Source organism: Kineosporiaceae bacterium (assembly GCA_016713225.1).
Classification (GTDB): domain Bacteria; phylum Actinomycetota; class Actinomycetes; order Actinomycetales; family Kineosporiaceae; genus JADJPO01.
In genome coordinates, this window is the sequence record JADJPO010000003.1 from 1,115,330 (window position 1) to 1,132,560 (window position 17,231).

12 protein-coding genes and 1 pseudogene are annotated in these 17,231 nt (G+C 71.7%); 3 read left to right on the plus strand and 10 right to left on the minus strand.

Annotation, left to right across the window (positions count from 1 at the left end):
• Nucleotides 1-38: 38 nt before the first annotated feature.
• The 8 genes from IPK24_16070 to mraZ form a co-directional block, all read right to left on the minus strand.
• Nucleotides 39-1,577, minus strand: coding sequence for a UDP-N-acetylmuramoyl-L-alanine--D-glutamate ligase (locus tag IPK24_16070; protein ID MBK8077037.1), 1,539 nt, complete (start codon nucleotides 1,575-1,577; stop codon nucleotides 39-41).
• Nucleotides 1,556-2,656, minus strand: coding sequence for a phospho-N-acetylmuramoyl-pentapeptide-transferase (locus IPK24_16075; protein MBK8077038.1), 1,101 nt, complete (start codon nucleotides 2,654-2,656; stop codon nucleotides 1,556-1,558). The genes IPK24_16070 and IPK24_16075 overlap by 22 nt, the downstream gene beginning before the upstream one ends.
• Nucleotides 2,653-4,182, minus strand: a complete 1,530-nt coding sequence (locus IPK24_16080; GenBank protein MBK8077039.1) for a UDP-N-acetylmuramoyl-tripeptide--D-alanyl-D-alanine ligase — start codon at nucleotides 4,180-4,182, stop codon at nucleotides 2,653-2,655. Before IPK24_16080 ends, IPK24_16075 begins: the two co-directional genes overlap by 4 nt.
• Nucleotides 4,179-5,756: a UDP-N-acetylmuramoyl-L-alanyl-D-glutamate--2,6-diaminopimelate ligase gene (locus IPK24_16085; protein MBK8077040.1), complete on the minus strand. Its 1,578-nt coding sequence runs from the start codon at nucleotides 5,754-5,756 to the stop codon at nucleotides 4,179-4,181. The genes IPK24_16080 and IPK24_16085 overlap by 4 nt, the downstream gene beginning before the upstream one ends.
• A 133-nt stretch (nucleotides 5,757-5,889) precedes the next feature.
• The gene (locus IPK24_16090; GenBank protein MBK8077041.1) at nucleotides 5,890-7,890 is read right to left on the minus strand and encodes a penicillin-binding protein 2; all 2,001 of its coding nucleotides are present in this window, start codon (nucleotides 7,888-7,890) and stop codon (nucleotides 5,890-5,892) included.
• A gap of 2 nt (nucleotides 7,891-7,892) precedes the next feature.
• The gene (locus tag IPK24_16095) at nucleotides 7,893-8,537 is read right to left on the minus strand and encodes a hypothetical protein (GenBank protein MBK8077042.1); all 645 of its coding nucleotides are present in this window, start codon (nucleotides 8,535-8,537) and stop codon (nucleotides 7,893-7,895) included.
• 55 nt (nucleotides 8,538-8,592) lie between these two features.
• Nucleotides 8,593-9,576, minus strand: coding sequence for a 16S rRNA (cytosine(1402)-N(4))-methyltransferase RsmH (gene rsmH / locus IPK24_16100; GenBank protein ID MBK8077043.1), 984 nt, complete (start codon nucleotides 9,574-9,576; stop codon nucleotides 8,593-8,595).
• Between the two features lie 153 nt (nucleotides 9,577-9,729).
• Nucleotides 9,730-10,161 carry a division/cell wall cluster transcriptional repressor MraZ gene (mraZ, locus tag IPK24_16105; protein ID MBK8077044.1) on the minus strand — a complete coding sequence of 144 codons (432 nt, stop codon included), beginning with the start codon at nucleotides 10,159-10,161 and terminating at the stop codon, nucleotides 9,730-9,732.
• Between the two features lie 511 nt (nucleotides 10,162-10,672).
• Here mraZ and IPK24_16110 point away from each other — a divergent pair.
• From IPK24_16110 to IPK24_16120, 3 genes are read left to right on the plus strand one after another with little or no spacing between them, the layout of a single operon-like run.
• On the plus strand, nucleotides 10,673-11,650 hold the full coding sequence (locus IPK24_16110) for a MoxR family ATPase (protein MBK8077045.1): 978 nt from the start codon (nucleotides 10,673-10,675) through the stop codon (nucleotides 11,648-11,650).
• Between the two features lie 50 nt (nucleotides 11,651-11,700).
• Nucleotides 11,701-13,020: a DUF58 domain-containing protein gene (locus tag IPK24_16115; protein MBK8077046.1), complete on the plus strand. Its 1,320-nt coding sequence runs from the start codon at nucleotides 11,701-11,703 to the stop codon at nucleotides 13,018-13,020.
• Complete coding sequence (locus IPK24_16120) at nucleotides 13,017-15,401, plus strand: transglutaminase (protein MBK8077047.1); 2,385 nt, start codon at nucleotides 13,017-13,019, stop codon at nucleotides 15,399-15,401. Before IPK24_16115 ends, IPK24_16120 begins: the two co-directional genes overlap by 4 nt.
• A gap of 29 nt (nucleotides 15,402-15,430) precedes the next feature.
• Here the strand turns inward: IPK24_16120 and IPK24_16125 are convergent, their stop codons facing one another.
• Both IPK24_16125 and dinB read right to left on the minus strand, forming a co-directional pair.
• Complete coding sequence (locus IPK24_16125) at nucleotides 15,431-15,829, minus strand: DUF3040 domain-containing protein (protein MBK8077048.1); 399 nt, start codon at nucleotides 15,827-15,829, stop codon at nucleotides 15,431-15,433.
• Between the two features lie 144 nt (nucleotides 15,830-15,973).
• A pseudogene (gene dinB, locus IPK24_16130) lies at nucleotides 15,974-17,136 on the minus strand (DNA polymerase IV).
• Nucleotides 17,137-17,231 lie beyond the last annotated feature (95 nt).

Consider the following 17,231-nt stretch of genomic DNA (forward strand, 5'->3'; position numbering starts at 1 on the left):
GTCGCGGAGCCCACGGGAGCCTGGCCCGCGACCACGCCTCAGCCCACCCGGCGCCGCACGGCGGCTGCGAAGGCGTCGCCGCGGTGGGAGTAGGAGACGAACTGGTCCATCGAGGCACAGGCCGGGGCGAGCAGCACGGTGTCACCAGGCGCCGCGAGCGCGGCCGCTCGGTCGACGACGGCGTCCATCAGGTGCTCGGCCAGGTGATCGGCGCCAGCAGACATCCCATCAGTTTCGTCCACGCTCACCGGATGCACGGGGACGTGCGGGGCGTGTCGGGCCAGCGCCTGCTCGATCAGGGGGGCATCGGCGCCGATCAGCACCACGGCGCGCAGCCGCTCGGCGTGCCGGGTGATCAGGTCGTCGAAGGTCGCCCCCTTCGCCAATCCGCCCGCCACCCAGACCACCGAATCGAAGGCGCGCAGCGCGGCGTCCGCCGCGTGGGGGTTGGTGGCCTTGGAGTCGTCGATCCAGCGCACCCCACCGGTCTCGGCGACCAGCGCGATCCGGTGAGCCTGCGGCCGGTAGCCGCGCAGCCCGTCGCGCACCGCGATCGCCGGGACGCCGTGCGCTCGGGCCAGCGCCGCGGCGGCCAGCGCATTGGCCACCCCGTGCGGGGCCAGCGTGCCGCCCGAGGCGGTACGGACGTCCTCGAGCGTGGCCAGCTCGGCGGCGCTGGTGCGCCGCTCCGCCACGAAGGCCCGATCACACAGGATGTCGTCCACCACGCCCAGCATCGACACCGCCGGCACGCCGAGGGTGAAGCCGATCGCGCGGCAGCCCTCGATCACCTCGGCGTCGCGCACCAGCTGCTCGGTGCGCTCGTCCAGCACGTTGTAGACGCAGGCGATCTCGGTGTTGGCGTACACCCGGCCCTTGTCGGCGGCGTAGGCCTCGAGCGAACCGTGCCAGTCGATGTGGTCGGGCGCGATGTTCAGGCAGGCGCTGGCCTGAGGCTGCACCGCGTGGGTCCAGTGCAACTGGAAACTCGACAACTCGACCGCGATCACCTCGTAGGGGTTCGGGTCGAGCACCGCCTCGATGATCGGGGTGCCGACGTTGCCCGCCGCGACGGCCCGCTTCCCGGCGGCGGTGAGCATGGCCTCGAGCATGGTGACGGTGGTGGTCTTGCCGTTGGTTCCGGTCAGGGTCAACCACGGCGCCGCGCCGCGCTCGGCCCGCATCCGCCAGGCCAGCTCGACCTCACCCCAGATCGGGACGCCGTGCGCCGCCGCCGTGGCCAGCACCGGGCTGGACGGCCGCCACCCGGGCGAGGTGACCACCAGGTCGAGGTGCTTCGGAGTGATGCGGTCGAGGATCTGCGCCGAGCTCGTCGTGCCGGCGCCGAGGCTCACCGTGGCGTCCAGCACCTCCAGGATCCGGGCTTTGTCGTGTTCGGCCTCACCGTCACGGTCGTCGACCACCAGCACCTGGGCATCTCGTTCGGCCAGGGCGGCGGCCGCCGCGAAACCGCTCACCCCCAGGCCCGCGATCAGGACGCGCAGCCCGGCCCAGTCGGCGTCCCGATGGGTCAGCGACTCGAGATCCGGTGCCACTACTGCGTCCCCACGACCCACTCGGCGTAGAACACCCCGAGGCCCAGGCCGCAGAACAGGCCGGCGATGATCCAGAACCGGATCACGATGGTGATCTCGTTCCAGCCCGCCAACTCGAAGTGGTGTTGCAGGGGAGCCATACGGAACACGCGTTTGCGGGTCATCTTGAAGTAGCCGACCTGGATCACCACCGACATCAGGATGATCACGAACAACCCACCGAGGATCACCAGCAACAGCTGGGTGCGGGTCAGGATCGCCAGGCCGGCGAGTGCCCCGCCCAGAGCCAGCGAGCCGGTGTCCCCCATGAAGATCTTGGCCGGTGAGGCGTTCCACCACAGGAACCCGAAGGTCGCCCCGAGCACGCACGCCGCGACCACGGCCAGATCGAGCGGGTCCCGCACGTCGTAACACAGGTTCGAGGCGGTGCGCGCGCAGGCCTGGTTCGACTGCCAGGTGCCGATCAACAGATACGACCCGGCGACCGCCACCGCGGCGCCACTGGCCAGACCGTCGAGGCCGTCGGTGAGATTCACCCCGTTGCTGGTCCCGGCGATCATGATCATCGCCCAGACCACGAAGAGCACCAGCCCGACCCCGGTGCCGGCGAAGGCCAGATCGATCGGCAGGTCACGGATGAACGAGATGTGGGTGGACGCCGGGGTGAACTCCAGGCCCGCCGGGGTCCGCTCACCGTTCGCCTGGGTCAGCGCGACCACTGCGAAGATGATGGCCACCACGGATTGTCCGAGCAGCTTGGGCACCGCCCGCAGCCCGAGGCTGCGCTGCTTGGAGATCTTGATGTAGTCGTCGAGCCAGCCGACGAACCCCAGACCCACCATGAGGAACAACACCAGCAACGCCGACAGGGTCGGGGTCCACATGGTGATCAGGTGGGCCAGCCCGTACCCGACCAGAGCGGCCGCGATGATCACGGCCCCACCCATGGTGGGAGTGCCGCGCTTGGTGTGGTGCGAGGTCGGTCCGTCGTCCCGGATGAACTGACCGTAGCCCCGGGCCACCAGGAACTTGATGTACAGGGGCGTTCCGAACAGGGAGCACACCATGGCGACCGCCGCCGCGATGACGACTGCCTTCACGCCCCGACCTCCCCGGCCTCGTGCCCCGACGGGCTTGCGGCCCGCAGGCCCGAGCCGTCCAGTGCCCGGGCGCCCCCGACATCCTGCCCCGCTGCCACCTCTGACCGCGGGAGCACGGCGATTTCGGGCGATTCGCGCAACGACCGGGCGAGGACGTCCAGGCCGATGGCCCGAGAAGCCTTGATCAAGACCACATCCCGCGCTCCCAGCCGACTGACCACCAGGTCACGGGCCGCGGCGATGTCGGGCACCGTGATCAGGTGCGGCGCCGTGCCGTACCGGAGGCCGCCCTCGCCCACGGCCACCACCTGGTCGACGCCCAGCTCGGCGGCGAGCGCCGTGATCCGTCGATGCTCGGTCGAGGTGTCGGGCCCCAGCTCGAGCATCTCGCCCAGCACGGCCCAGGCTCGGCCACCCACCGGTCGCATCGCCACCAGCGCCGCCAGTGCGGCGGCCATGGAGTCGGGGTTGGCGTTGTAGGCGTCGTCGACGATGACCGGGCCGGACTCACACCGGTGCACGCTCATCCGGCCACTACTGGTGGCCGTCGCCGCCGAGAGCAGCTCGGCGATGCGCCGCGCGGGCAGACCCAGCACGTGCGCGACAGCGGCCACCGCCAGGGCGTTGCCGACGTGGTGGGCACCGTGCACCTGCAACCTGACCCCGACCTCCACCTCGTCCTCGTCCGCCCCGGGACCCGACCCGGGCAGGCAGAGGGTGAAGGTGGCTCGGGCGGCCTCGTCCAGCCGGATGTCGCGCGCCCGGACCGGCGCGTCCGGCCGCCCCAGGGCGCTGAACCGGACGACGCGCGCCGTCGTCCGGTGCGCCATGGCGGCCACGTTCTCGTCGTCCGCGTTGAGCACCGCGACGCCCCCGGCCGCGGCCGCCGGCAACGCCTCGACCAACTCGCCCTTCGTGGCGGCCGTGGCTTCACGGCTGCCGAACACGCCGGCATGTGCCGCGCCGACGTTCAGCACCACCCCGATGGTGGGTCGGGTGATGTCACACAGGTAGCTGATGTTGCCCGGCATCCGGGCGCCCATCTCGCTGACCAGGTAGCGGGTCGAGGTGGTGCATCGCAACAGGGTCAGCGGCACCCCGATCTCGTTGTTGAACGAGTTGACCGGTGCCACCGTCTCGCCCGACCCGGCCAGCACCTGGGCCAGCAGGTCCTTGGTACTGGTCTTGCCGCTGGAGCCGGTCACGGCCACCACCGCCAACTCGCTCAGCCGGTCGCGCACCGCCCGGGCCAGCGCGCCGAGGGCGAGCTGAACGTCCTCCACCACCACGCAGGGGCCGGCCAGGTCGCGGGCTGCGAGCACCCCGGCCGCACCGGCGGCCAGCGCGGCCGAGGCGAAGGCGTGACCGTCGACGTGCTCGCCCGGCAGGGCCACGAACAGCGCCCCGGGCTGGACCGCCCGTGAGTCGATCACCACGGCCCCGGTGACCCTGGCCGCGCCATCGGTGCCCGGGCCCAGGTGGCCCGAGGTGGCCCGGGCCACCTCGGCCAGCGTCATCGGGATCATCGACCGGACTCCAGGACCTCGCGCAGCACCTGGCGATCGTCGAACGGGTGCACCTCGCTCACCCCGTCTCGCACGATCTCCTGACCGCGTTCGTGGCCCTTTCCGGCCACCAGCACGACGCCGGTGCCGGCATCGGTCCAGGCGAGCTCGACCGCGCGGACGATGGCGGCACGGCGATCGCCGATCTCGAGCACCTCGACCGCCGCGCTCGCCCGATCCCGGGCACCGGTGAGCACCGCGGCTCGGATGGCGGCCGGATCCTCCGACCGTGGGTTGTCGTCGGTGATCACGACCATGTCGGCCACGGCTGCCGCGGCGGCACCCATCATGGGCCGCTTCTCGCGGTCACGGTCACCCCCCGCGCCGAGCACCACCACGAGCGGTTTCGCGGTGGCGCGCAACGCCTCCAGGGCCGCCCGGACGGCGTCCGGGGTGTGCGCGTAGTCGACCACGGCCAGTGGTGCGCCGGGACGGCGCGTTGCGGCGTCCACCCGCTCCATCCGGCCCGGCACCGGGCCGGACCGGGCCACCGCGGCGACCGCATCGACCGGATCGACCGGGTAGGCCTCGGTGAGCATCGCCGCCGCGAGCACGGCATTGGCCAGGTTGAAGTCCCCCGGCAACGGCACCGGCAGCCTCACCTGCTGCTCCCGACCGTCATGGCGCACCTGCAGCTGCGCGACGGCGAGACCACCGCGGTGCTCGATCGAGAGAACCTGCCAATCGCAGGCGTCGCCGGCGGTGGGACGGGCACCGACCGTCACCAGCGGGACGCCGTCCGCCTGCACCCGTTCGGCCAGGCGCCGGCCCCAGTCGTCGTCGAGGCACACCACGGCCCGGTGGGCGTACGGCGGCGAGAACAGCACTGCCTTGGCCTCGAAGTACTCCGCCATGGTGCGGTGATAGTCGAGGTGATCGCGCGAGAGGTTGGTGTACCCCGCGACGTCGACGGTCAATCCGTCGACCCGGTGCTGAGCCAGGGCGTGACTCGAGATCTCCATCGAGCAGGCATCCACCCCGTGTTCGAGCATCACGGCGAGCAGCGCGTGCAGATCGGGCGCCTCGGGGGTGGTGCCGGTCGAGGGCACCACCTCGGTGTCGACCCGCAGCTCGACGGTGCCGATCAGCCCGGTGTGATACCCGAGGGTGCGCAGCGCACCGTCCAACAGGAAGGTGGTGGTGGTCTTGCCGTTGGTGCCGGTGACCCCGAAGGTGTGCAGCCGCTCGGCCGGGCGACCGTAGAGCCATGCCGCCAGGGCGCCGAGCCTGGCGCGCGGAGTCTCGACCGTGATCACCGGCAGGGTCACCCCCTGGGTCCTCACCCGGCGAGCGCCCTCGGCATCGGTCAACACCGCGACGGCGCCGGCACGCTGGGCCTCGCCGGCATAGTCGGCACCGTGCGCGCGGGCACCGGGCAGGGCGGCGTAGAGGTCACCCGGACGCACCGAGCGCGACCCCAGGCTGACCCCGGTGATCAGGACGTCGTCCTCATCAGTGCCCGTCGCCGGATCGACCTCAGGGCCTGTGGCCGGATCGACCTCCCGACCGACCTCCCGACCGACCTCGCGACCGATCTCGCGACCGATCTCGCGACCGATGAGGTCGGGCCGGGACACGGCCAGCTGAGCGGCCACCTCGGACAGGTGGCGGGGCGGGGTGTGGGAGGGGCGTGGTCCGCCGGGGATCGGCACGCTGCGAGGCTACCCGTCAGTGCCAGGTGGTCGGGATCTGCGGCGGCTTACCGGTGCTGGGTGTCACACGCTCGTGGGCCAGGGCATAGGTCATCAGGTCACGGAACAGGGGGGCGGCGACGTCACCGCCGTAGTGACCACGCTTCGGGTTCTGCACGATCACCGCGATCACCAGGGACGGGTTCTCGGCCGGGGCCATGCCGATGAAACTGGCCGTGTAGCCGCTGTAGCCGCCGTTGACGGCACGCTCCGCGGTACCGGTCTTGCCCGCGACCCGGTAGCCCGGCACCGCGGCCTTGACCGCGGTACCGCCCTCGACCACGACCCCCTCCATCATCTCTCGCATGGCCCGGGCGGTCTCGGCACTGAGCACCCGCACCGGTTCGCGGGCCGTGGTGGCGTGAAAGGTGCCGTCGGACGACGTGTGGCCGGCGACGATGGACGGCGGCATGCGCACGCCGTCGTTGGCGATGGTGGCGAACACCTGCGCCGACTGCAGGGCGTTGACCGACAGACCCTGACCGAACAGCACCGTGTAGCGCTGCGAGCCGTTCCAGTCGGCGGCAGGGGCCAGGATGCCGCCCGACTCGGGCAGGCCCACCCCGGTCTTGGCACCCAGGCCGAAGGCGCGCAGGTAGCGCTCCATGGTCGCCGGGGCGACCTTCTCGCCGAGCATGATCGTGCCGATGTTGCTCGACTTGGCCAGGACGCCTGCGGCCGTGAGCTTCTCGACCCCGTGCTCCTCGGCGTCGCGGAAGGTGCGGTCGGCCCGCTTCAGCCGGTTGGGCACGGTCACCTGGGTCAGCGGGGTGACCAGACCCTCCTGCAACGCCGCGGCGAGCGAGGCGACCTTCGAGGTCGAACCGGGTTCGAAGACGTCGAGCAGGGGACGGTTGCCGCGATCGGAGTCCGGTGCCTTGCCGGGGGCGTTCGGATTGAACGTGGGTGCGGTGGCCAGGGCCAGCACCTTGCCGGTCTCGGGGGCCAGGGCGACGATGCTGATCGACTCCGCATCGACCGCCTCGGCCTGGGCAGCCGCGAGCTGCTGCGCCTTCCACTGCAGGTCACGGTCGATGGTCAGCTGGACGCTGCCACCGTCACGCGGGTCGACCTCTTCGGTGTTGCCGGTGGGGATGCGGGTGCCGTCCAGCGCCCGCTCGTAGCTGAGCGACCCCGTGGTACCGGCCAGGACGTCGTCGAAGCCGCCCTCGACCCCGCCGTAGGACTTGCCGTCGGCCGCGACGAAGCCGAGCACGTTGGCGGCCAGGTCACCGGCCGGGTAGACCCGGCGACTGGCCTGCGGGGTGACCAGTCCGATGATCTTCAGCGCCCGGATCTGCCGGGCCACGTCGGGGGTGATCTCGTTGGCGATGATCGTGCCCTTGGACGTGCCGGTCAGCTTCGCGGTCAACGTGGGCACGCTCTGACGCAGGTACGGGGCGAGTTTGGCCGCCACCGCCGCGGCACCGCCGTTGTCGCTGTGCGACATCAACTGCTGGTCGACCAGGACGTCGCGCCGATCGACCGTGGCCGCCAACACCGCGCCCTGGGCATCGGTGATGTCACCACGGCGAGCCGGCAGGGTGACGTCGACGGTGCGCTTGGCCAGAGCCGTGGTGGCGACCGCGGACGCGTCCAGACCCTGCAACTGGATCAACCGGCCGCCGAACAGACTGAGCACGAACAGCATCGCGATCAGGCCGATGGACATCCGCCGGTTCGGATCCGCCGGGGGCCGGGGCGGCGCAGGCGGACGAGGTGGACGGGTGGGCCGGGCGGGCCGGGTGCTGCGGACGGGAGCGCCCTGGCCGGCAGAGCGTGCCCCACGAGTCGACGCGGCCGAACGGGTTGGCGCCGCGGCGCGGGTGCGCGGCGCAGCAGAGGTCTTGCGCGGCGCAGCAGAGGTCTTGCGCGGCGCAGCAGCCGCTTTGCGCGGCGCAGCGGTCTGACGCGGGGCAGCCGCCTTGCGCGGGGCAGCCGGTGGCCGCGGTGTCCGGGTCGAGGTGGGTGTGGCCATGGCTAGCCCGCTGCCGTCGGCTGGGCCACAGGCTTGCTCGTGGGTCGAGCCTTCGGCTTCGTGACCGGCTTCGTGACCGGCTTCGTCACCGGCTTCGTGACCGGCTTCGTGACCGGCTTCACGGCCGGGGTCTTGGTCTGGGCAGCGGTGCCGGCGGACTGCGCGGCGGCGGGTTTGGCCGATGGCGAGGTCGAGGACTGGGCTGCGTGCGGCACCATCGGAGCCGGCAACCCGGCGGCAGCCTTGGGCTCGCCCAGGACGACGCCGTCACTGCGGCGCACCACGGCAGCGTTGGGCGCGGGCACCATGCCGAGCCCGCGAGCTCGCGCCTCGAGGTTCTGCGGTGCCTGCAACGAGGCGATCTCCTCCTGCAGTGCCTGGCGCTGTTCGGTGAGTTCGGTGGTGTCCGCTCGCAGCTGGCCGAGCTGGTAGGCCCCGCGTCCCAGGCTCACGGTCATGACCAGAAGCCCGATCAGGCCCACGGCGAGCAGGCCGAGGCAGGCCGCAACCAGTCCGCCACGCGAACGCAGGTTCTCGGGAGTGGACACCAAGCGCAGCCGTGGTGCCGGCGGTCGGGTCGTCGTCCGGCTCGTCGCCGGACGCGCGACCGCGGCGCGCGCCGTCCGGATCGCCCCTGCGCTGCTCATGCTGCATCCCCCTCGGCCTTGCTCGTCACGACAGCCCTCATCACCAGGTGCCCGATCACGGCGTTCCCCCGCTCTGTCTGAACCGGACCCGCTCGGCAGCCCGCAGGCGCACCGACGCAGCGCGTGGGTTCACGGCCACCTCGTCGGCCTCGGCGGTCTCGGCGCCCTTGGTCAGCAGACGCAACGCCGGGGCGTGCTCGGGCAACTCGATCGGCAGGTCCGGCGGGGAGGTGCTGCGGGCCTGCTCGGCCAGTGCCCGCTTGACGATCCGGTCCTCGAGGGACTGGAACGACATGACCACGATCCGTCCGCCCAGGGCGAGCGCGTCCACCGCAGCGGGTACCGCCCGGGTGAGCACGTCGAGTTCGTGATTGACCTCGATCCGCAGGGCCTGGAAGGTGCGTTTGGCGGGGTTGCCGCCATGACGGCGGGTGGCCGCCGGGATCGCCTCGCGCACCAGCTCGACCAGCCGTGCGCTGGTGGAGAAGGGAAGGCGTTCCCGTTCGCGGGCAACCGATTCGGCGATCCGGCGGGCGAACCGCTCCTCGCCGTAGTCACGCAGGACCCGCGTCAGTTCGGCGACGGGGTAGGTGTTGAGGATGTCCGCCGCAGTGGCCCCGGCGGTGGGATCCATGCGCATGTCGAGTGGGGCATCGACCGAATACGCGAACCCGCGATCGACCTCGTCGAGCTGCATCGAGGAGACCCCGAGATCCATCAGGATGCCGTGCACCTGGCGGTGACCGAGCCGGTGCAGCACCTGCGGCAGTTCGTCGTGGACGGCATGCACGAGCTGGGTGCGCCCGGCGAAGGCCGCCAGCCGCTCCCCCGCCAGCGCGAGCGCCGCGGGGTCACGATCGATGCCGATGAGCGTGACGGTCGGGCACCGTTCGAGCAGCGCCAGGGCGTGACCGCCCATACCCAGGGTGGCATCGACCACCACGCTGCCGGGCTCTTCCAGGGCGGGGGCGAGCAGCGCGACGCAACGGTCGAGCAGCACCGACGTGTGCCGGTCCTGCGCGGGCGCGCCGTTGCTCATCTCGACCCTCTCGACCCTGGAACAGCCCCCGACCCGGATGGGCATCGGCGGTCAGGTCTCCATCCGCACCGACCGGGCGGCCTGACACCGGGGAAGGTGCATCAGGACACCCCGGGCGGCTGGAGACCTCACCGCCGATACAGCACGTGCGACTCAGAAGATCCCGGGGACCACCTCTTCGGCCTGATCGGCGAACGACGACTCCTGCTCGGACAGGTAGCTCTCCCACGCGGTGGCATCCCAGATCTCGATCCGGTCGCCGGCACCGATCACGGCACACTCGCGATCCAGACCGGCGTAGCCGCGCAACATCGAGGGCACCGTGATCCGGCCCTGCCGGTCGAGCACCTCGTCACTGGCTCCGGACAGGAACACCCGCAGGTAGTCCCGAGCCTGCTTGCTCGTGACGGGTGCCTGGCGCAACTGACCGGCGATGCGGGAGAACTCGGCGACCGGGAAGACGTACAGGCAGCGTTCCTGACCCCGGGTCACCACCACTCCGTCCTCCAGCTGCTCACGAAACTTCGCCGGCAGGATCAGCCGGCCCTTGTCGTCCAGTCGCGGGGTATGGGTGCCGAGGAACATGCGCCCCGCCCTCCCTGAGCCCCCACCGAGACCCACCCCGACCTTCCAGACGGCCCCACTCTACTCCACTTCCCTCCACCGTCAACGATGCGTTACCCCCGCCGTGTGTCCGCTCTTGCGACGACATCGCAGGTCACGGGCTTGATCTGGGATCTGACGCGCCCAACCCCGCCGTCCGATCCCGCGGCGAGGCGCGGGACCCACCTCGACCTCTCCGGCGCCCACGACTGCCGCTGAAACGGGGCATAACGGGGTGAAAGAGTCGCGTCGACCGGGATCCAGGCCATCGGTGGGAGAAAGTGGGGGGGCTGCCCGGGCGGTCACGGGCGGTCACCGGCGGGCCGGACGAACCGCCGACCAGGGCCGGCGGGCCGGGGAACCACTGCCGGAACGTGGCCCGACTGGGGCGAACCGGCCCACGTGTGTGAGCCTGGTGCGGCGTCGCCTGAGACACTGGCGCCGTGCACCGGCGCTGCGACGGTGTTCGCAGCAGGAGGAGGATCAGGTGACCATGACCAGCCCGCCCGGGGCGATGGCGGCTTCGATCGAGACGGCCCACCACGTCACGAGCACGATCCGGCAGGCGGTGGAGCGGGTGATCGACGGCAAGCCGGACGTCGTCCGGCTCGCGGTCACCGTGTTGATCGCCGAGGGACACCTGCTGCTCGAGGACGTGCCGGGTGTCGGCAAGACCATGCTCGCCAAGGCCCTGGCCCGATCGATCGGGTGCTCGGTGCGCCGGATCCAGTTCACCCCCGACCTGATGCCGAGCGACGTGACCGGCGTGAGCATCTACAACTCCGAGCGCGGGGACTTCGAGTTCAAGCCCGGCGCGGTGTTCTCCAACGTCGTGGTGGGCGATGAGATCAACCGGGCCAGCCCCAAGACCCAGTCCGCGCTGCTGGAGTGCATGGAAGAGCGCAATGTCACCGTCGACGGCACCACCTACCGGCTGCAGCCGCCGTTCATCGTGATCGCGACCCAGAACCCGATCGACATGGAGGGCACCTACCCGTTGCCCGAGGCCCAGCGCGACCGGTTCATGGCTCGGCTCTCGATGGGCTACCCCTCGGGCGCGGCCGAGCTCGAGATGCTCGACCGCCACGGTGCGCAGGACCCGCTCGAATCGCTGGCGCCCGTGGCCGACGCCGAGCTGATCCGCCAGCTCATCGCCACGGTGCGCGGCGTCTACACCGCAGACGCCATCAAGGAGTACGTGATCGCCCTGGTCCGGGCCACGCGCACCTCCCCCGATCTGCGCCTGGGTGCCTCCCCCCGCTCGGCGTTGCAGCTGTTGCGGGCGGCCAAGGCCTACGCCGTGACCGAGGGCCGCAACCACGTCCTGCCGGACGACGTCCAGGCGCTCGTGGTGCCGGTGCTCGCCCACCGTCTGCTGCCCAGCCCCGATGCCGCGATCCATCAGCGCACCCCCGAGGAGTCGCTGGCGACCCTGCTCAGCCAGGTACCCGTGCCCCGGGCGAGGGCCTGAACCGCTCGACAGCACAACCCCGAGGACGGCCCGATGAGGAGGGTGGCCCGATGACCTGGCTCCGAGCAGCCCTGGGTGGTCTCACCACCCGTGGGCGCGCGTTCCTGGCAGCCGGGGTGGCGGCAACGGCCTCGGCCTTCATCCTCGGCCAACGAGACCTGCTGCGCATCGGCGTCCTGCTGATCGTGCTGCCGGCAGCCTGTGCCCTGGTGATCGGCCGGGCGCAGCTGCGACTGGCCCTGACCCGCACCATCAGTCCGGCGCGGGTGGTCAGCGGCGACACTGCGCGGGTGCGGCTCGAACTCGAGAACCTCACCCGGCTGGTGACCCGGGTGCTGTTGGCCGAGGACACCATCCCCTATTCCCTGGGGCCCTCACCGCGGTTCGTGATGGCCCGGTTGCCCGGCGGACGACGCGCCGCCGTCACCTACTCGGTGCCCACTCAGACCCGGGGGCGCTACGAGATCGGCCCGTTGCGGTTGCAGATGTCCGACCCGTTCGGCCTGTGCGAGGTGACCCGCGCGTTCACCGCCACCGACCCGTTGATCGTGGTGCCGCGCACCTGGCCGCTGTCCGGCGCCCCCACGGGCGGCCACTGGGGTGGTAGCGGTGAGGCGATGCACGGCACGGCGGCGGCCAGCGGCGTCCACGACATCGCCATCCGCGAGTACCGCTACGGCGACGACCTGCGCCGGGTGCACTGGCGCTCGACCGCCCGGCGCGGCGAGCTCATGGTGCGTCGCGAAGAGCAGCCGCGACAGATGCGTGCCACCGTCCTGCTGGACAGCCGGGCGGACTCACATCGTGGCGACGGCCCGGCCAGCAGTTTCGAGTGGGCGGTCAGTGCCACCGCCTCGGTCGCCGTGCACCTGTCCGGCCTGCGTTACGGCGTCCGGTTGCTGACCGATGACCCAACGGCCACCTGGAGCTCGGCCAGTGGGGACTCCAGTACCGCAGCCCTGCTGGAGCGGCTGGCGTTGGCCGAGACCACCGACGACACCACGCTGGGCAGCTCGGTGGCCGCGCTGCAGAGTTCGCGCGGTGACGGGCTGATCGTGGCCGTGCTGGGCGACCTCGAACCCGACCTCGCCCATGCCCTGGCCCAGGTACGCCACCCCGGATCGTGCGCGGTGGCGATCCTGCTCGCCACCCCCCGGTGGTCACCGGGGCGTTCTGCCGCCGACGACGCCGGCAGCGACTCGCGCCGGGAGCGCGTCGCGGCCGTGTTGCGCACCGCAGGCTGGTCGGTGACCGAGGTCGACCCGTCGTCCGCGGTGCCGATGGTGTGGCAGCGCCTGATGGGTGCCTCGGCCGGTATCGGCCGGGCCGCGCCGACCGGCGTGGGTACCGGATCGGGAGGTCGGCGATGACCGCTCCGCTGCGCCTGGCCCTGGCCGCGCTGGTCGCCACACTGTTGGCGGCCACGACCCTGCGGCCCCTGTTCGCCGACCTGAGCTGGACGGCGCCCGTCCTGGTCGTCGTCCTGGTGTGCTCGCTGGTCGGCGTGGCGGTGCGTCAGCTCACGCCCATCTGGCCGCTGGCCGCGTTGGCACAGGCCGGTGCTCTGACGGTGACACTGACCGCGCTGTTCGCCCGGCGCCAGGCCGTGTTCGGCATCCTGCCCGGGCCCGAGGCCCTCGATCGCATGGGCACCCTGTTGACCGAGGGCAGCCAGGTGATCCGCACCGCCGGACCACCGGTGCCCGTCGGGGCGGGCATCGTGCTGCTGGCCACGCTGGGCATGGCGCTGGTGGCGTTCGCGGTCGACCTCGTGGCGGCGTCCCTGGAGCGCCCCGCAGCCGCCGGGCTGCCGCTGCTGGCGGTCTACTCGGTGCCGGCGGCGGTGTTGCCCCAGGGCGTTCCGTGGATCTACTTCCTGGTGGCAGCACTGGGGTACCTGATGTTGGTCACCGTCGACTGGGTCGATCGGGTGCATGCCTGGGGACGCGTGCTGGGTCACGGTCCGCACGAGCGCCGGGTGAACCTGGGCGGGCCGCTGAGCGGTGGACGACGCGTGGCCGCGATCTCGCTGGCTGTCGCGGTGCTGCTGCCGATGGTCACCCCCGGGGTCGACGAACGACTGTTGACCGGCGGCGACGGTGACGGCGAGGGCCGAGGCCGAGGCCAGATCAGCGTGGTCAACCCCATCCTGACGCTGCACCAGAACCTCACCTCGCGCAGCAACGACCCGGTGATCACGTACACCACCACGATGGCCTCCCCCGACCCGTTGCGGATCGCGACCGACGACACCTTCAGTGGCGAACGCTGGGCGCCCTCGACAGGGCCGATCAGCCGTAAGCAGAAGGTGCAGGACGGCCTGCCGTTCCCACCAGGGCTCAGCAGTCAGGTCAGCCGCCGGGACGAGACCACGAACATCGCGATCGGCAAGCTGAGCGAGACCTACCTGCCGCTGCCCTACCCGACCACCGTGGTCGAGATCGAGGGCCGGTGGCTGTACGAGAAGGCCTCGCTGAACGTCGTCGGCGACGGCCAGCGGACCGACGGGGTCTCGTACACCGCGCGGCACCTGTCCATCGAGCCCACCGCGGAGCAGCTCGCGGCGGCGCCGGCGCCTCCGCAAGACCTGCAGCGCACCTTCACGGCCCTGCCGAGCCTGCCGGCGCTGGTGCGTCAGACCGCACGCACCGTGGCCGGCACCGGCAGCCACTACGAACAGGCTCTGGCGATCCAGGACTACCTGCGGACCTCGGGCGGGTTCACCTACAGCGAGAAGATCTCGGGGCCGGAGGACGGCAGTGGCACCGAGGCGGTCACGGCCTTCCTGACCGGCAAGAAGGGGTACTGCGTCCAGTTCGCCTCGACGATGGCCGTGCTGTCGCGCACCCTCGGGATCCCCGCTCGGGTGGCGGTGGGCTTCCTGCCCGGCACCGCCAAGGGCGGCGGCCAGTACACGATCAGCCTGCAGGATGCTCATGCCTGGCCCGAGTTGTACTTCGAGAACGTCGGCTGGGTTCGGTTCGAACCGACCCCGGCCCGCCGGGCGCCATCCCTGCCGGGCTATGCCCAGACCGATCCGGTGGCCCCCAGCGCCCCGGAAGCCACGCCGAGCGCCTCGGTGTCGGCGAGCGCCTCGGCCGGACCCGCCTCGCGCGCGGCTCGGCCGGCGCCGGAGAGGCCCGAGACCTCCACCACGGCCACGGACACCTCCTGGTTCGACCGGATCCCGTGGCGGATCCTGGCCGCCCTGGCCTCGCTCGGCCTGCTGGCGGCCGCACCGTGGCTCGCCGGCCAGGTGATCCGACGGCGGCGGTGGTCGCGAGCCCGGACCCCGCAGCTGCGCGCCGAGGCCGCCTGGGACGACCTGCGCGACCGGTTGAGTGACCTGGGGGTGGTCTGGGCCAGGTCGTGGACGCCGCGCGCCCTGATGCACCGGCTCAGCCACGACCACACCCTGCCCGCCGAGGCACTGGCCGCTCTGGAGCGGCTGGTGCACGACATCGAGACCGCTCGATATGCGCCGCCGGACGCCGCGTCGGCACGCACCACCGACCAGGTGCGGGCCGACACCGATCGGGTGGTCGAGGCCGTCGGCGAGTTGGTCGGGCCTCAGGCAAGGCGCCGCGCCCGGTTGGTGCCGGCCTCGGGGATCGCCGTGTTCACCGGTTCGCGCCGGGCTCTCCGTCAGCAGTCGACCGGCGAGCAGGAGGGCGGTCTGCTGCGGGTGCAGCCGCGCCGTCCTCGGGATCGCCGGCCGCGCGAACGCGCCGGCTCCGGCGACCGTCGCTAGCTCTCGGTGATGCGGGGTGGGTGGGGGTGTCAGCGCTCGTCGCGCCGGCGGTCCCATCGCTGCTCCATGCGCTGCATGAAGGTGCCCTTGGATCCCTTGGACTTGCGACCCGCAGCCGGAGGCCGGACACCGCCGGTGGCGGTCACAACCCCTGTGGGGCCGCTGCGTCGTCGGGCTGAGAAGGCGAAGACCGTACCGCCCAGCATGGCGAGGAACCCGAGGACGCCGATCAGGACCATGCCCTTGGCCACGCCGAGCAGGAGCACCACCAGACCGATCACCACGGCCAGCAGGCCGATGATCAAGCGAGACAGGTATCCGTGACGGCGAGCGACACCGCGCATGGTGGAGGCGAACTTCGGATCCTCCGCATAGAGGGCGCGCTCCATCTGCTCCAGTAAGCGCTGCTCGTTATCGGAGAGCGGCACGACGACCTCCCAGGAACAGAACGCGCGGCAGGGTACAACGCGGCGAGGTCCAGGATAAGTCGGGTCGGCCCCTGACGAAACCCGCACTGGCCACTCTCGGCCCAGTGTCGGCCGCCGCAAGCGACAACTTTACCTGGGATTGCCCTACCAAGGGCCCGGATCCCGCGCGGAATAGTCCTCTCGGACCAGACTTGCCGGACGTACGGCCCCCTCCCCGAACCGGGCGCTGGCCTGGTCGACCGCCCGCTCGGCCTCCCGCCAGCCGTGCTCACGCTCGTCGAAGGCCAGCTGGTGATGCCCCTGGGTGGCCTCGGTCAGCCCCTCGAGCCGCACCCCCACCAGACGCAACCGGGCGCGATCGAGCCCGAGGCCCTCGTACAGCGCGCGGGCGGTGGCATGGACGACGCGGGCCACGTCGGTGTGCTCGGGCAGGGTGCGCGACCGAGTGAGCGTGGTGAAATCCGCGAACCGGATCTTGATCACCACGGTGCGGCCGATCATCCCGGCAGACCGGGACCGGGCAGCCACCTTCTCGGACAACCGCAGCAGCTCCCGCAGCACCACCTCGGGGTCGTCGACATCGCGCTCGAAGGTCTCCTCGGCGCCGATGCTCTTCTCCACCTGCTCCGGAACGACGGGCCGCGGGTCTCGCCCCCAGGACAGCTCGTGCAGCTGGGCCCCGACGGCGCCCAGCGCTCGTTCCAGGGTGTCCACGGGGTGTGCGCGATGTCGGCGACGGTGTGCAACCCGAGGCGCTTCAGACTCTCCTCCGTGCGCTCCCCCACGCCCCACAGCGCGCCGACCGGTAAGGCGTGCAGGTAGGGGACCGCCCGGTCGGCGGCCACCACCAGCACCCCGTCCGGTTTGGCGCGTCCGGAGGCCAGCTTGGCCACGAACTTGGTCGCCGCTACCCCGACCGAGCAGGTGATCCGTTGCTCATCGGCCACCCGGTCGCGGATCAACTGGGCGATCCGTGCCGGTCGGCCCAGGCGGCGGATCGCCCCCGAGACGTCGAGGAACGCCTCGTCCAGGCTCAACGGCTCGACCAGCGGCGTGATGGACCGGAAGATCTCCATGACGCCGCGCGAGACCTCGGCATAGCGGTGGTGATCGGGTTCGAGCACCACCGCCTGCGGGCAGATCCGCCGCGCCCGGCCGAGCGGCATCGCCGAGTGGACGCCGAACCGGCGGGCCTCGTACGTGGCCGACAGCACCACCGCTCGCCGGCCGCTGCCACCGACGATCATCGGCAGACCACGCAGCTCGGGCCGTTCGATCAGTTCGACCGAGGCGTAGAAGGCGTCCATGTCGACGTGCAGGATCGAGCAGTCGGCGTCGTCCGGCACCGCACCGAGGGCACCGGGGGCACTGGGGGAACCGGTGACACCGGGATCGGCAGCGG

What these genes read in the sequence shown, in the direction of transcription:
- IPK24_16120 (MBK8077047.1), top strand. Translation starts at nt 13,017, where the DNA reads ATGACCGCTCCGCTGCGCCTGGCCCTGGCCGCGCTGGTCGCCACACTG.
- IPK24_16115 (MBK8077046.1), top strand. Translation starts at nt 11,701, where the DNA reads ATGACCTGGCTCCGAGCAGCCCTGGGTGGTCTCACCACCCGTGGGCGC.
- mraZ (MBK8077044.1), bottom strand. Translation starts at nt 10,161, where the DNA reads ATGTTCCTCGGCACCCATACCCCGCGACTGGACGACAAGGGCCGGCTG.
- IPK24_16080 (MBK8077039.1), bottom strand. Translation starts at nt 4,182, where the DNA reads ATGATCCCGATGACGCTGGCCGAGGTGGCCCGGGCCACCTCGGGCCAC.
- IPK24_16090 (MBK8077041.1), bottom strand. Translation starts at nt 7,890, where the DNA reads ATGGCCACACCCACCTCGACCCGGACACCGCGGCCACCGGCTGCCCCG.
- rsmH (MBK8077043.1), bottom strand. Translation starts at nt 9,576, where the DNA reads ATGAGCAACGGCGCGCCCGCGCAGGACCGGCACACGTCGGTGCTGCTC.
- IPK24_16110 (MBK8077045.1), top strand. Translation starts at nt 10,673, where the DNA reads ATGACCAGCCCGCCCGGGGCGATGGCGGCTTCGATCGAGACGGCCCAC.
- IPK24_16095 (MBK8077042.1), bottom strand. Translation starts at nt 8,537, where the DNA reads ATGAGCAGCGCAGGGGCGATCCGGACGGCGCGCGCCGCGGTCGCGCGT.